Below are 15188 nucleotides of genomic sequence, written 5' to 3'. Positions count from 1 at the left end.
GAAAGTTCCAGTATGGGTGCAAACTCTGCGCTGATTTTTGGCATTATCATTAACGTAGCGATTTTGCTCGTATTTTTTCGTTTTCTCATGCAGTTGGCAGGGGTAAATGCTTATAATCCAGTGGTGATGTCTACGGTTAAAGCAACGAAAATAGTGGATGTTTTTGGTCGTATTTTTCCAACTGTGGCAAAAGGTCGCGTTAATTTAGCGGCTTTGGCTTTATTGTTGGTTTTATATTTACTCAAAATTTTTGGTGTCATGTATTTGTCAGGTGCTATGCCGAATAGTCCGGTGCATTTGCTGATTTTAACTTTTGTCACCATGATTCAAGACTTGATTCGTTTCTGCCGTTATTTGATTTTTGCGACCATTATTTTAAGTTGGGTGGTGATGTTTACGCAATCTCGCTCGCCTTATATTGAAGTAATTCAGGAGCTTGCAGAACCATTGTTGGCACCATTCCGTCGTATTTTGCCGAATATGGGCATGATTGATTTATCTCCAATTGTGGCATTTTTAGCTTTGTATATTGCTGAAATTATTATGAATGAAGTGGCGATTGCACTTCTGACAGGGCTTTAAACTTTAAGCAATAAAAAAGGACTCCATTGAGTCCTTTTTTATTGATAAATAAAATATTTTAAAATCAGGATATTGGTGAATGAATAGCGAACTTGAACCTCAATTTATGCTTGTTGATCATGAAGCTGACGCATATTTGGCAACGATAAAAATCGCAAGAGAATCATTGGACATTTTTAAAGAAAACTTAGCAAAAATATCTGAGGGGGATTTTGCATGTGTTAAATTTTATATTCCAGAAAGCCAAGATTCCGAAGAGGGTGCGAATATTTGGCTAATGACTCCATTTTTTGAAGATAACTTTTGTTTCGCACAACTGTTTGAAGTGCCTGAAATATTTAAATGGATTCAAGTTGGGCAGTGGTTAAAGTTGAGTGAATCTGAAATTTTAGATTGGTATATCCTAAAATCTACGGGTGAGATGTTTGGTGGTTATTCATTACGTTATCAGCGATCTAAACTCTCTCCCGTACAGCAAGTAGCGTTTGATCAACGTGTTGGGGTTACTCGGTTTGTTGATCTGTAAAGGAGCTCTTTAAGTGGAGTATTGTGTGGAGTCAGACAAAAATTATCGCTTTTAAGTATTGAAGGAATGAAGAAACTCTAAAATTACTTAAAGAGTTTCTCTCAAACCGTCATTTAAAGGAGAGAATGCTTTAATATTTTAATGTGCCTCATCCCAATTCATGCCTTTACCGACTTCAACAATTAGCGGAACTGAAAGTTTCACCACCGATTGCATCACTTCAGCCAATTTAGGCGCCAGTTCATCAGCAATATCGGCATCGACCTCAAACACCAATTCATCGTGTACTTGTAACAGCATTTTGGCTTGATCTTTCGGTAATATTTTATCGACTTCAATCATCGCCATTTTAATAATATCAGCAGCACTTCCTTGTAGCGGAGCATTGATTGCTGCACGTTCAGCGCCTTTACGCACCATCATATTGCGTGCATCAATATCAGGGGTATATAAACGACGACCTAAAATTGTTTCGACAAAGCCTTGTTCCAAAGCCACTTGACGAGTGCGTTGCATATACTCATAAATGCCCGGATAACGGTGGAAATACTGTTTGATATAGTCTTGAGATTCTTGACGGGTAAAGCCTAACTGACGAATCAAACCAAATTCAGACATGCCATACAATAGACCAAAATTGACGGCTTTGGCTTGACGGCGTTGGTCATGCGTTACATCTTCTAGGGCAATGCCTAAAACTTCAGCAGCGGTACGACGATGCACATCTTGTCCATGATTAAAGGCATGTACTAGGGCATCATCTTGAGAAAAATGTGCCATTAAACGAAGTTCGATTTGCGAGTAATCGGCTGCAAGCAGCACGCGACCTTTAGGTGCAACAAACGCTTTACGAATTTGACGACCAATTTCTTCACGGACAGGAATATTTTGCAAGTTTGGATCGGTCGATGATAAACGACCAGTTGTCGTGAGTGCCTGATGATAACTGGTATGGACACGACCACTGTCATTGTTGGCCTGTTTTTGTAGACCATCTGTATAAGTGCTTTTGAGTTTTGAAAGACCGCGGTATTCCAAAATTAACGCGGTAATCGGGTGATCAATTTTTTCTAAAATACTTTCACTGGTACTGTATTGTCCAGTGGCGGTTTTCTTGCCACCTTTTAATCCCAACTTATCAAACAGGATCTCACCGACTTGTTTTGGCGAGCTGACATTAAAGCTTTGTCCTGCTAATTCGGTAATTTGATTTTCTAAATTTTGAATGGCATTTGAAAAATCTACCCCTAATTGATCAAGGAATTTGAGATCAAGCTCAATGCCGTTTTCTTCCATTATGGTCAGAACACGAGCCACAGGCATTTCAATATTATGCAAAATATGGTCGAGTTCAGGTACGGCTTTTAATTTTTTCGACAACACTTCATATAAGCGATAAGTCACATGCGCATCTTCAGCAGCATAATGCGCAGCGATTTCAATCTCAATTTGATTAAAGGTTTTTTGTTTCACTCCTTTGCCCGCTACTTGTTCAAAGGTGGTGCTCAAATGGCTTAAATATAAACGTGCAACATCATCCATACCGTGACGCGTTGCCACAGAATTAAGCACGTAAGAAGCCAGCATGGTATCGAAATACCAGCCTTGTAATTCAATCCCGTGATTCTGCAAAATATGTGCATCATATTTTAAATGATGACCAATTTTTTTAACCGAAGCATCTTCTAAAATTGGTTTAATTTGTGTGAGAACCGTTTCACGGTTGAGCTGTTCAGGTGCACCTTCATAGTCATGCGCAAGCGGAATGTAATAGGCATCATCGGCATTAAATGCCACTGAAAAACCGACCATTTCTGCAATACGGTAATCTAGACTGGTGGTTTCAGTGTCAAAGGCAAAACATTTTTCAGTGCTAAAGCGTTGGAAGAATTTATCCCAGTCTGCTTTGCTTAAAACGGTATGGTAAGTGGCTTGTCCCAGTTGATCATCGACACTGCTCATGTCGGCTTGATCTTCAGTTTTAATCACTTCTTCTGTGTGTGCAGATTTCTCAATCACTTTTGAGGTTTGTTTGTAGACCGAACTATTAGGATTATTTGGATGGTCTAAAGACTGTAATTGGTTACGAAATTCAAGTTCAGTATAAAGTTGACGTAAGGCTTCGACATTCGGATCAGCCAGCTTTAAATCGTCATAAGTGAGGTTTAAATCTAGGTCAATCACAATACTGGCAAGTTGATGGTCGAGAGCAATCCCTTCAACATTATCTTTAATGTTTTGACCGACTTTACCTTTGATTTGATCGACATTTTCTAAAATGCCACCGATTGAACCATATTCGGTTAAAAGTTTAGCTGCTGTTTTCGCACCAACCCCCGGCACGCCACGAATCCCATCAGAAGCATCACCCATTAGGGTTAAGTAGTCGATAATTTGATTCGGCCAAACCCCGAATTTTTCAAAGACCCCATTCACATCCATTGGCTTATCTTTAAAGCTGTCTTCTAAAGTCACTTTGTCGGTGACCAGTTGTGCCATGTCTTTGTCACCTGTAGAAATGAGCACTTGATGACCTGCTTTCTCTGCACGCTTAGCCAGTGTTCCAATCACGTCATCGGCTTCAGCACCCGGTAGGGTATACAATGGAATGCCTAAAGCGCGAATCAGATTGTGAAGATAAGGAATCTGTTGAGAAAGTTCCTCTGGCATACTTGGGCGATCACCTTTATAAATCGGTGAAAGGAGATGACGGAAAGTTGGCTCTGGTGTATCAAAAATCACGGCCATATGCGTCGGTTGAATACGACGCATCAATTTTTGAATCGCAGAAATCGCACCACGAATTGCGTTGGTCTGTAAACCCGTAGAAGTGGTTAGTGGTGGCAGTGCATGGTACGCACGAAATAAAAAATATGAGCCATCGACCAAAACAAATGGTGGCATTGAAAGATTCCTAATTCAAATAACCCGCTTATTGTACGTGATTTTACTACTGATCACAGGCACATCATGAAAGATGCATGTTACCGAATATCTGATGAATGCTTAAAAATCAAAGTCAGAGCTGTTGTATGATCAATTCATAAGGATGCAGAGAAAGATAAGATGCACAAAGGGCAGAGCGAAATCCGCATGATTTGGCTGATGATATTGATTATTGTCGGTGTGGGTGCGTGGTTTTTAAAAGCACACATTTTTACTTATTTGTGTGGCTTAGCCTTGGTCATGAGTGTGATGCAATATGTCGATGCTTTGCAAACACCCGCAGCTCAAATTGCGACTGAGAAGCATATTTCATTTCAAGAAACCTCAAAAGTTCCGCTCTATCTTGCATCCATTGTTGCGCTTGTCGGTGGGGCAATGGATTGGAGTTTTGTTGTTGGTGCAGGGGTCACAGCTTGGATTTTTTTCTTTCTGCGTTGGTTAAGGCGTTTGGAAGCTTTGTTAAATCGAGTACAAAGGCGATTACAGCAAGTTCCACCCACGGCTTATGTTGCTGTTGAACCGACATCCCATACAGAGCCGCTTGAATTACCCTTTACATCAAATTCGATCAGTTTGGTTGATCAGTTCAGGCAGTGGATATTTCAGGGGAATCCTGTTTTAAAAGTTGCCATCTTGGTGCTGATTATTGGCATTGTGCTATTGCTACGTTTTGCCACCGAACATTGGCAGTTGAGTCTGGCGTTGAAACTGAGCATTGTTGCGAGTGTGAGTGGAGCAGTCACGGCATTGGGGTATGGGTTACAGGCTAAAAACCGCAGTTTTGCTTTGGCTTTAGAAGGTTTAGGTTTAGCGGCATTATTCTTAACCCTATTTTTTGCCTATTACAATGGTGTGATTGCGATGTTATGGGTGGCCGCATTTTGTTTTGCTGTCATTATGTTGCTCACCCTGCATTTAAGCTTAAAGCAGCAATCAATTGAACTGGCACTGATGGCGATGATCATTGCCTATATCGCACCCTTTACTTTGCCTGTTCGCAATGCGACAGCGGTTGAATTGATTGCCTATTATGTGGTGATTAATCTCGCGGTTGCTGTGTTAAGTACATTACGCCCATGGAAAATTCTAAATCAAATTGCATTCCTCATTACGGTGATCGTGGGTGGCAGTTATGCCTTTTATCAGGGTGAAGCAGAAGAGCGTAGGATTTTAACGGTACTGGTTGTTGCACATACCGCCATCTTTGTTTGGCTGAGTTTTCGCTTTAGCCAGCTGCTTGCCAAAGCGGATCTTGCTCAATTTAAACTCAAACCTGCTTTAGATGTCGCACTGATTTTTAGTGCGCCTATTGTGGGCTATATTTTTATTTATTTAATGTATTTTGATGAAATGTATTGGCAAGCCGGTGCAAGTTTAGACTTTGCAGTGGTGTATGCAGGACTGTATCTGCTTTCTAAACGGCATCAAGCAGTACAACTGATTTCGCAAAGTTATTTAAGCCTCATGCTTATTTTCTTGGCTTTGATTCCACCGATTCTTTTGCCTGAACAATGGAGCGTGGTGGGCTGGGCGGTCGAAGGTTTAATGATTTTTATTTATGCCTTATATCGGGAGTCGAATATTAGTCGTTATCTGGGCATGGGGTTGTTGGTCGTTGCAGGCTTATCTAGTTTTTATTATCTGGCAGAGTTGAGCCAATTTCCACGTGAAATGTATTGGGGGCTGTGTCTGAGTTATTTTGCGGTGGTGTTGCTTGCCAATAGTCGTGCATCTTTTCGCAAGCAATTGAGCCATGCCACGATCGCTTTTCATGGTTTACAAATGCTGTTTGCAACCACGATGTTGATTGTTTTATTGCTTGATCAAATTGATCGTGCGAATCAGTTTGTCATTTGCTTATTGATCGTCAGTGGCTGCTATTTGCTGATGAATGAAGTCATGCTGTATTGCAAAGCCACATGGTCATGGTTATTGCCGAAATGGCTCGGGTTAATTCCAGTCTTTGTTTTTGCCTTTATTATTGTGCTTGATCAAAGTAAACAAGGCATTATTGTTTGGTCTTCTACATTTGACCGCGTTGCTTTTGCATTGTCTGGTTTGATCTTGACTGCCTTGTGGCTGCGTCCCATGTTGGGCGTTCGAGCGGAAAAAGAGTGGGTGAGTTTCGGGGTTTTGCTTAGCCTCGCCATGAGTAGTTTAAGCTTGGTTCCGAGCATGCCGTATATGAGTGTGGTGATCTTACCTTTACTGTTTTGTGCTTGGTGTTATTGGCAAGTGGATAATCCAGATTGGAAGATATTTTGGCAAGCGCGCAGTACTTTGGTTTTAATGGCGACTTGGATGCTGAGCTCGCAGCTCTTGACCCAACAAGCATTCCAAGCGTATGTGTTGCCGATTTTAAATCCATTTGATTTGGTCAGTATCGCCATGTTGATCGGGTTTATGTGGATGCTGTCCTTACAGGTTAAATCAGGTTTGGATAAAGGCATTGTTGCCGTGCTGATGGTGTTAAGTTTACTTTGGCTAAGCAGTTATATTGTGCTGCGCGCATTACATGTGTATTTGGGTACACCCTTGAATGAACTGGCTTTGTGGCAAGATGGCACGGTTCAACTTAGTTTGACTTTACTTTGGGTGGGGTTAGCCTTTATGACCATGAGTTTAGCCAGCCATAAACAGCTGCGTTCAGTCTGGATTTTGGGCGGCAGTATTTTGGTGGTGGTAACTTTAAAATTGGTCTTGTTCGATTTGTCCCATATTGGCACGTTAACTCGGGTTGTTTCATTTTTAGGTGCAGGCTTGGTGATGTTGGTGATTGCGTATATTGCACCAATGCCTGAAGGTGAAAAGATTTGATATTTTTCCTCTCCCTTGCAGACTCAAAATATATATATTGAGGATTCTCATCTCCTATTAGGAGAAGGGGAATTCTTTTCTATAGGTGCGAATAGATAAAATCTCCCTCTTGCGCCATATACGACTCATCTTTGAAAAAGAGGGACTTTCCTGCTTTGGAGAAAAAGAGACTAAATCTGAATTATCGTTTAATTGATGTCTCCCTCCTTTTTTAAAGGAGGGTTGGGGAGGATTAAATGATTAAAAAAATTATTTTAAATCAGGCGCTCTTTTGACTTCTTTGGCATTGGCATATTGATCAATATCGGCATCATTTAAAGGTTGCATATTCGCTGGTCGATCGACAAAACCCATTTTAGGGACAGGGATTTCAATTTGATTGTCTAGGAAGCCATTGCGGATGCGTTCTTGCATTTCATCCCGCACTTTAAAAAAGTTTTCACGGTCACACCAAATGGCAAATAACAGTTCAATGGAAGATTCACGGAATGCCGTGACCGTGACAGCAGGTTTCGGGTCGGCCAAAACCAATGGATATTTATTGGCAACATCAAGCAGCACTTCACGAACTTTAATAATATCTTCATGAAAGTTAATGGCTAAAGTAATGGGAATACGCCGTATCGGAAATTTTGACAAGTTATGCACAGGGGCGCGAATGAGCTGCTCGTTCGGGAGTCGAACATAGACATTATCTTGGGTTAACAGTTTGACAGAAAGTAAGTCAATCGAAATGACCTCACCTTCAATGGTGTTCCCTCGAATTAAGGTCAATTGAATGGTATCACCGATTTCAAAAGAACCTTCACCAATCAAAAATAAACCACTGATTAAGTTGGAAGCGGAGGTTTGAGATGCAAAACCCAAAGCAACGGTTAAAATACCTGCCGCACCTAAAAAGACACTCAGCTTAAAGCCGGCTTCTTTTAAGCTTGCCATGACAAAAATTAAGAAGATGAAATAAAAAATACCGCGTCGCCACACCAAGCGTTGGTGTGCATTAAAACGTGAGCCAATGGTACGAATAAAGGCATTTGATACAAATCGGGCAATCAGAAAACCAATGACAGCCAAGGAGAGTGCAACCAAAATTTCAGTGAGTCGATCGGTATTAATATTGGTGAAAACACCTTTGAGGCTACTGGTGATTTCTTTTGGAATATTTGAATCGGCCATTTTGCCCCCTAGAAAAATGAATCAAACATATTAAACAAAGCACTGGCTGGCGCACGTGGTGGATGGACATACATGACTTCACCTGCATGTGGCGGTGTGCGATTTTCAATACGAATTCGAGGCGGGCGATCCAAACCTTCATGTAGCACTTTAATTTGTGATGTCCATAACCGCCCCGTACTTTCACTATAAAATAGCGGGAGCGCAGAAACAGGTACATTCATTCGATCAAAACGTAATTGTTGGTGACTGGTATTATGAAATTCAATTGGTGTGACTGCACGAAAGGCGCGTGGTTTTAACTGATGTAGTTCAGTACGACCATCAACAGCAGTCGCATAACAAATCTCGCCCATACGATGATTCGGACCAAACCAAGTGTCTTTGGGAAGAATGACTGGAATATCAAACAGTGGATCTTTTTGCCCTTCGACAAAACCAGCAATCCATAAGGGGGTGCTGATATACAGTGTGCCACGTTGTCCAGCAGGAATATAAATTGGGTCGACTGGTTTGATTACCACAGAACGGTCTGCTAAACGCGGCATCAATTGCAATTTACTTTGCGTTGATTTGAACATATAGCGTTCTATTTTCGCGGGCTGAGGGAAACCAAAATGGGGATCTTCAATGGCATGCCACTTTTGTTCATAGTCATACTGAACTTGTGGGCGATGAAATTCCATCCGCCATTCTTGTAGCCCGCGGGTGAGACGAAATAATAAGGAACCAAATTGCCATGCTTTGGGCTGATTTAATTCAAAGGTGTATTCGCCCCACCATTTTAAATTGGGATGCTCAGGTTCGATCAATTCATTATTTTTAGACAACAGCATATTTCCTATATTGCTTAATCAGTAAAAAACAGACTTCACGCTGCCATATGCTTAGAGTACACTCAAATCAATTTATTCATCATTATAAACTTTGATGCAAATACTTAAACAATTACAAATACCCTATAGTTTTGCTAAGCGTCATGGCGTATTGCTTCGATACGAGGGTGATCAAGCCTTTATTGTACGCCGTGAAAATACGCCATTGCTTGCGATACAAGAAGCACGTCGCTATTTAGCTTATCCTGCACAGCACCAATTATGTAGCGAGCAAGAGTTTCATCAATTGCTGAGTTCAAGTTTTGCGGGGGATACGGGCGAATCACAACAAGTGGCTGCGGGTTTAGAAGATCATCCAGATTTACTTAGTTTGGCTGACTCGGTGCCTGAAGCTGAAGATTTGATGGATCAGGAAGATGATGCTCCGATTGTTCGTCTAATTAATGCCTTGCTCTCTGAAGCCATTCGTGTCGGTGCCTCTGATATTCATATCGAATCTTTTGAAAAAAAATTATCCGTTCGATTACGGGTTGATGGGCAACTGCGTGAAATTGTCCAACCTCGTCGTGAACTTGCACCATTGTTGGTATCACGTATTAAAGTCATGGCAAAACTTGATATTGCTGAAAAGCGCGTGCCGCAAGATGGTCGTATGTCTTTAAGGTTGGCAGGACGTGAAGTTGATGTGCGTGTCTCGACCTTACCTTCGTCACATGGCGAACGTGTAGTGATGCGTTTACTTGACAAGCAAGCAGGGCGGTTAAATATGACGCATTTGGGCTTGATGCAGCCTGATTATGAGCGTTTGACGCATTTAGTGCATCGTCCACATGGCATTATTTTGGTCACTGGACCAACAGGTTCGGGTAAAACCACCACTTTATACGCAGCCTTATCGGACTTAAATGATGGCTCAAAAAATATTTTGACTGCGGAAGATCCAATCGAATACCAATTGGAAGGCATTGGGCAAACACAGGTCAACACCAAAGTAGATATGACCTTTGCTCGGGCGTTAAAAGCCATGTTGCGTCAAGACCCAGATGTGGTCATGGTGGGTGAGATTCGTGATTTAGAAACCGCAGAAATTGCTGTTCAAGCCTCACTCACAGGTCATTTAGTCTTGTCTACGCTGCACACGAATACGGCTATTGGGGCAGTCACACGGTTAAAAGATATGGGGATAGAACCCTTCTTGCTGGCCAGTTCTTTGATTGGAGTGATCGCACAGCGTTTAGTGCGAACCTTATGTTCACGCTGTGCAACATGGCACGATGCGGATGCATTTGAAACTGAAGTTTTTCGACATTTAAATACCGAAGCGACATTCAAGTTGCCACAACCGAAAGGCTGTGATCATTGTTCACATACGGGTTTTATGGGGCGAACGGCAATTTATGAAATTGTCCCTGTCGATGATCAAATGCGCCGTTTCATTCATGGTAATGCTGCGGAATATGAATTGGAGGCTTATGCACGTCAGCAATCAGGCTCTATTCGTGATGACGGTTTACGTAAAGTGTTACAAGGCAAAACTACCTTGGAAGAAGTGCTACGCGTGACCAATGAAGCTGCGGATTAACGTGAAGTCTTTTGATTGTTTATAATTTGATAAATTGTTGAACTTCATAAAACTCGGCAATTTATTTTATGTATTGTGCATCAAATAGGGCGGTCGAGTGATCTGAGTTGTATTTTATTGATTTTTACATCTTATTGAATCAATGCAGAATTCTATCCTAAAATGATGAACTTTATTTTAGGATAGATTGAGTGCTTGCTTAGGTAATCAGATTTAAAGTGACATTAATATTGCCACGGGTTGCATTTGAGTAAGGGCAAACAATATGTGCTGCATCAACTAATTTTTGTGCTTCAGCTTGATCCATACCTTCTAGGTGAATATTTAATTTTACTTCAATGCCGAAACCTGTTGGTATAGGCCCAATACCCACTTCGCCTTCAATATAGGCATCTTTGGAAATGTTGAGTTTATCTCTGCCTGCAACGAATTTCATTGCACCTAAAAAACACGCTGAATAACCTGCTGCAAAAAGTTGTTCTGGATTGGTGCCTCCACCAGCACCGCCCATTTCTTTAGGTACGGCTAACTTTACATCTAAAATTTCATCTGATGATGTCGCTCGACCATCACGTCCACCTGTTGCTTTGGCTTTTGCTGTATAGACCGCTTTTTCTAAAGACATGTTGTGATCCCTCATAAATTTTATCAAGATTTTATCTTGGATGATTTGGAGGAAAAAATAAGCGGTGATTTTGTAATTTTTATATCAAATTTTTTTTTGCTTTAAAGGAAAAAGATTTATAAAGTCATCAATTTACGATGCTGTATTAAAGGCATCGATGCACGTATCGCCTGTTGTTCTTGTAAATCGAAAGGAACAGTTATCAGCTGAGCACCCTCTGCCTCTGTAATTGCTAAAATTTGACCACGGCTATGGGTTGCTCCAGCATGTCCCCATGTTTGGCGCTTTTCACCGTGCCAGCCTTGTTGTGCCGCACCTAAAATATGACATTGACTGTCGATTGCTCGTGCTTGCAGCAATAACTGCCAATGCATTTGACCTGTGGTGTAAGTAAATGCTGCAGGTGCAGTCAATATATTTGCACCTTGAGCACGTAAAGTGAGTGCCAATTCGGGAAAACGTAGGTCATAACAGACCATCAGTCCAATCTGACCAAAAGGCGTTTTTGCAACGACAACATCTGTTCCAGGTTCAAAAAATTTAGATTCTTGATAGCCACCGACAGCATCACTGACTTGAACATCAAACAAATGAATTTTGTCATAACGTGCTTCAGTACGTTCAGGGCTAATACACAGGCTTACAGTCCGCACACGACCATCAGGAATGATGGAACCATCAGGGCGGAAGGGACAGGGAAGTGTCCCCGCCACAATCCAAATTTGATATTGCTGGGCAAGATGTTCTAAACGCTGTTGAATCATTTCAAACTGCGCTGCTGTCTCGCGTTGTTTTCCACCTGCAAAACAAACAAAGTTTTCAGGGAAAACAATTAGCTCTGCACCATCTGCTTTACTTTGTTGTATTAACGACTCGATCACGATGAAATTGGCTTCAATATCATCTTGGGAATTCATTTGTACAACAGAGAGTAAAGTCATGTGGTGGGCTCTAATAAATAATTTTTATACGTTTTGTTGAGACACTTGCTCAATATTCTCTTGTTCTTTTTGCAGCTGTTTAACCAAAGGCTCAAACATGTTGAGGTTGTTTTCATTCAACTCCATCAGTGTTTTATGCGCATCTAAAACAGTAGTTAACATGGTGTTATGACTAATGTGTTCTTCCATTAATTCAAGTGTGCATACTTTGGGGTCACCACAATAATTTAAGATCACAAAAACTTGACCCAAACCCATACTGTTGGCCAAAGTTGTAATATCAGGATTGGTAGATAACATGACGGCCTGAATGTGGTGGATTTGCTTGAGCTTGAGACCAAGCTTGGCGAGTACACCTAAAACAGTACTGTCAATAAATGTGGTTTGGGTTAAATCTACGATTGCCCCAACCACATTTGATTGCTGTTCAATTTTACTAAGGAGTTTGTCTAGACTGATACAAGATTGGGCACGCACTTCGCCAATAAGCTTAAAAATATGCGTTCCATTCAAGCTTGCATATTCAACATGACCTGTTGACATATAAATGCCATTTGCAGAGAAGGATTGTAAAATTATCACATAGGGCCACTAGAGACTCAAGTAGCCAAAGGGCGTAGTTTGCTTAGTTGAAAGTTAACATATTGATTATATGGTTAATTCATTCGACGTAAACTTAAGATAGCAATGTCATCTGCCACATGTTCGGGCGCTTGGAACGATTGATTCTGCAAATGGAAGACTAATTTTTCAAATTGTTCATTCAGACCACCATCAAAAGGTTCGAGTGCACCATCAGAACAAATAATAAACCGTGCATGACGATTCAGCACACATACGAATTCTTCGACTTCAAGATCTTCAGTCAATCCTAAAGGGAAACTACTGGTGTTTAAAATTTTAGGTGGTTGGTTGGGTTCAAAGATAATTGCAGGCGGATAATGTCCAGCGCTTGACCAACGTAATTGATGGGTTTCTAAATTTAAAACGCCTGCAATCATCGTAATATGCTTTTCAATATTTTCTTGAACCAGCATGCCATTGAGTTTTTTAATCAATTCACGCGGTGTTTTGGATCGACCATGAAAGGCCGCCATCCAAGAGGTGAGTAAACTGCTGGTGACCCCATGTCCAGAAACATCAGCCAGATAAAACATAATTTCTTTATCGCTAATTTTCCAATAATCGTACCAATCACCAGACAAATATGCAGAAGGTTGAAACAAGGTTTCAACCTTATAGTTCATCAATTCAATTGGATTAGGCAGTAAGCATTTTTGTAGATGTGCAGCTGAGGGTAGATCACGACTATCTTGATTGCGCTTATATTGTGCATCAATTTTAAGTAATGCCCCTTCAGGATCACGCGGCAGTTTATTCCATATCCAACCTGCTAAAGCACCCAGTTCCCAAGCTTGAGCTAAGGCCGTACCTTCATTTTCAAAGGCCAACACAATAGTAGGGAGCGACCATTGATGGGTTAGGTAGTCTTGCACATCAGCAATAGCTAAAATGGTGGGATCATACAAATCAATATCATCTATGCAAATCATTTGCACACTGGGTAGTGTACTGAGTACCTGATCTAAATAAGGAATATTACGAGTTGGTTGAATGAAATACATAAAGAAATTGTATGACCCTTAAAGTGATGATGCCTATAGTTGTACTATAACAATCTAATGATCAGCAAAGAAAGATGCTTAACTGATCATATTTTTAATAAATGGAAAAGACTTATTTGTTTGTTGTATCTACATCATCTTCTGGCACGTCATTCTCAGTGCTATCTTGATCATCATCAATAAACAGTGACTCAGATTCTAGTCCTTTTTTTTCTGCAATTGCGAAATTTTTACGTTGTAAGTAAATATCACGAATGGCGGCATATTTATCACCTTGTAAAACATCTTCTATATCTAGAAGTTGAGAACGAGCATCAATGCCGCGTAAAACTTGGTCTGTCCAATAAACACCTTCACGATCTTCAAAGATATATTTTTGTGGTCGGGCTTGGCTATCCATAACTAGACCCACAGTATCTCGAAATGTACTTGGACCAAAAACAGGTAAAACCAAATAAGGTCCCGAAGGAATGCCGTAATAACCTAAGGTGGTGCCAAAGTTTTCTTCTTCAGCATATAAGCCTAAACGTCGAGCAGGATCGGCAAAACCTAAAGTCGTAATAGTATTAATGGAAAAACGGCCTAATGATTCTGCAGCTCGAAGTGGTCGGCCCTGAATCAGTTGATTTGCTGCATTCCAAGGTTCACCTAAATTTTTGCGAAACTGACGATATGATCCGCGCATATCAGAAGGTACTTTTTCTTTATATTGAACAGCGAGTGGTCGAGCTACATGACGATCTAGAGCATCATTGAAAGCATATACCTGTCGATTTAAGGGTTGTAACGGATCTTTTTGGCTTTCAGGTTGGGTTGCATTCGCATTTACATTTAAATCTTTAGCTTTCACATTTTTTAATTCTTTTAATGCTTCAAGACGAGGGTGTTGAGCACTTTGGATTTGTTTCGTTGAAGGTGTTTCTAAGCCTTCTGTTGTTGGTGATTCAGAATTATGAATCGAATCATTTGCAATTACAGGAGAAATTAACCCAAAAGATAAAAGGCTAGCCCAAACATAATGGAAGTGACGCATAAGAAATCCTAGAGCTCTATAGTAAGCTGGTGCTTAAAGCTGAAACTACGTAATAAACTATATTAACAGGTCTTTGAATACGCGTATTAAAACAAATTTGATCAAAATATGTAGAAAAATAAGACAAAAAGACTAATTTTGAGTGATAAACACTCATCCGATAAAGAAAGTTAAAAAAAGGGGTTGCATGAGAATTTTTTTCACCTATAATGCGTATCCATCGGCGGTGATGTTAAATAAAACCTCTGGTAAATCAATGAGTTGGTTGGATTGTTAAGATTTCGAATGAGATTTTAAGATTAGATTTAAACTTAGGTTTGTCGGAAAAGAATTTAACAAAACCTGTTGACTTTCTCTGAAAAGAGAGTAGTATAGCCGACCTAGCTTGTTGATGACGAATCAGTAAGAAGATCATTAAGAGATTATGAAGAACAACTTGTGTGGATTTTTACTGGTTGATTGATCGAAATTATTTTCATTGATTGATGGTAGAAATTAC

12 protein-coding genes are annotated in these 15188 nt (G+C 40.5%); 4 read left to right on the top strand and 8 right to left on the bottom strand.

The features are described from left to right. The first annotated feature begins 12 nt into the window (after positions 1–12). Positions 13–582: a YggT family protein gene (locus BLV99_RS00060; protein WP_074943448.1), complete on the top strand. Its 570-nt coding sequence runs from the start codon at positions 13–15 to the stop codon at positions 580–582. Positions 583–661: 79 nt separating this feature from the next. Continuing rightward, positions 662–1108, top strand: a complete 447-nt coding sequence (locus BLV99_RS00055; protein WP_092686540.1) for a DUF2314 domain-containing protein — start codon at positions 662–664, stop codon at positions 1106–1108. Between the two features lie 138 nt (positions 1109–1246). On the opposite strand, the gene polA is transcribed toward BLV99_RS00055, so the two are convergent. Next, complete coding sequence (gene polA / locus BLV99_RS00050; protein WP_092686536.1) at positions 1247–4012, bottom strand: DNA polymerase I; 2766 nt, start codon at positions 4010–4012, stop codon at positions 1247–1249. A gap of 162 nt (positions 4013–4174) precedes the next feature. On the opposite strand from polA, the gene BLV99_RS00045 reads away from it, so the two are divergent. After that, a complete protein-coding gene (locus BLV99_RS00045; protein ID WP_092686535.1) occupies positions 4175–6871 on the top strand; it encodes a DUF2339 domain-containing protein in 2697 nt (898 codons plus the stop codon). 249 nt (positions 6872–7120) lie between these two features. On the opposite strand, the gene BLV99_RS00040 is transcribed toward BLV99_RS00045, so the two are convergent. Together BLV99_RS00040 and BLV99_RS00035 are read right to left on the bottom strand one after the other, a co-directional pair. Then, positions 7121–8047, bottom strand: coding sequence for a mechanosensitive ion channel family protein (locus BLV99_RS00040; protein ID WP_086183723.1), 927 nt, complete (start codon positions 8045–8047; stop codon positions 7121–7123). Between the two features lie 8 nt (positions 8048–8055). After that, positions 8056–8877, bottom strand: coding sequence for a hypothetical protein (locus BLV99_RS00035; RefSeq protein ID WP_413772551.1), 822 nt, complete (start codon positions 8875–8877; stop codon positions 8056–8058). A 100-nt stretch (positions 8878–8977) separates the two neighbouring features. Between BLV99_RS00035 and gspE the strand changes: the two genes are divergently transcribed. Beyond that, a complete protein-coding gene (gene gspE, locus BLV99_RS00030) occupies positions 8978–10465 on the top strand; it encodes a type II secretion system ATPase GspE (RefSeq protein WP_092686534.1) in 1488 nt (495 codons plus the stop codon). Between the two features lie 199 nt (positions 10466–10664). Here gspE and BLV99_RS00025 read toward each other — a convergent pair whose 3' ends face one another. The 5 genes from BLV99_RS00025 to BLV99_RS00005 all read right to left on the bottom strand — a co-directional run bounded on the left by BLV99_RS00025 (position 10665) and on the right by BLV99_RS00005 (position 14689). Then, complete coding sequence (locus BLV99_RS00025) at positions 10665–11090, bottom strand: organic hydroperoxide resistance protein (protein WP_092686533.1); 426 nt, start codon at positions 11088–11090, stop codon at positions 10665–10667. A gap of 116 nt (positions 11091–11206) precedes the next feature. After that, the gene (locus BLV99_RS00020) at positions 11207–12031 is read right to left on the bottom strand and encodes a carbon-nitrogen hydrolase family protein (RefSeq protein WP_092686532.1); all 825 of its coding nucleotides are present in this window, start codon (positions 12029–12031) and stop codon (positions 11207–11209) included. 24 nt (positions 12032–12055) lie between these two features. Further along, entirely contained in the window at positions 12056–12574 is a 519-nt protein-coding gene (gene gigB / locus BLV99_RS00015) for an anti-anti-sigma factor GigB (protein ID WP_086183717.1), read from the bottom strand. Between the two features lie 113 nt (positions 12575–12687). Next, on the bottom strand, positions 12688–13656 hold the full coding sequence (gene gigA / locus BLV99_RS00010; protein ID WP_004649725.1) for an RsbU family protein phosphatase GigA: 969 nt from the start codon (positions 13654–13656) through the stop codon (positions 12688–12690). Between the two features lie 112 nt (positions 13657–13768). Beyond that, positions 13769–14689, bottom strand: a complete 921-nt coding sequence (locus BLV99_RS00005) for an MlaA family lipoprotein (RefSeq protein ID WP_092686531.1) — start codon at positions 14687–14689, stop codon at positions 13769–13771. Positions 14690–15188: the final 499 nt, after the last annotated feature.

It is taken from the genome of Acinetobacter kyonggiensis, from assembly GCF_900107285.1.
In the GTDB taxonomy this organism is placed as follows: Bacteria; Pseudomonadota; Gammaproteobacteria; order Pseudomonadales; family Moraxellaceae; genus Acinetobacter; species Acinetobacter kyonggiensis.
Note: the sequence above shows the minus strand (reverse complement) of the source record. Positions and strands in the feature narration are given on the sequence as shown.

Coding starts and splice junctions, on each gene's coding strand:
- BLV99_RS00060 (WP_074943448.1), top strand. CDS start 13: ATGGGTGCAAACTCTGCGCTGATTTTTGGCATTATCATTAACGTAGCG.
- gspE (WP_092686534.1), top strand. CDS start 8,978: ATGCAAATACTTAAACAATTACAAATACCCTATAGTTTTGCTAAGCGT.
- BLV99_RS00045 (WP_092686535.1), top strand. CDS start 4,175: ATGCACAAAGGGCAGAGCGAAATCCGCATGATTTGGCTGATGATATTG.
- BLV99_RS00005 (WP_092686531.1), bottom strand. CDS start 14,689: ATGCGTCACTTCCATTATGTTTGGGCTAGCCTTTTATCTTTTGGGTTA.
- BLV99_RS00040 (WP_086183723.1), bottom strand. CDS start 8,047: ATGGCCGATTCAAATATTCCAAAAGAAATCACCAGTAGCCTCAAAGGT.
- gigB (WP_086183717.1), bottom strand. CDS start 12,574: ATGTCAACAGGTCATGTTGAATATGCAAGCTTGAATGGAACGCATATT.
- BLV99_RS00020 (WP_092686532.1), bottom strand. CDS start 12,031: ATGACTTTACTCTCTGTTGTACAAATGAATTCCCAAGATGATATTGAA.
- BLV99_RS00055 (WP_092686540.1), top strand. CDS start 662: ATGAATAGCGAACTTGAACCTCAATTTATGCTTGTTGATCATGAAGCT.
- BLV99_RS00025 (WP_092686533.1), bottom strand. CDS start 11,090: ATGTCTTTAGAAAAAGCGGTCTATACAGCAAAAGCCAAAGCAACAGGT.
- gigA (WP_004649725.1), bottom strand. CDS start 13,656: ATGTATTTCATTCAACCAACTCGTAATATTCCTTATTTAGATCAGGTA.
- polA (WP_092686536.1), bottom strand. CDS start 4,012: ATGCCACCATTTGTTTTGGTCGATGGCTCATATTTTTTATTTCGTGCG.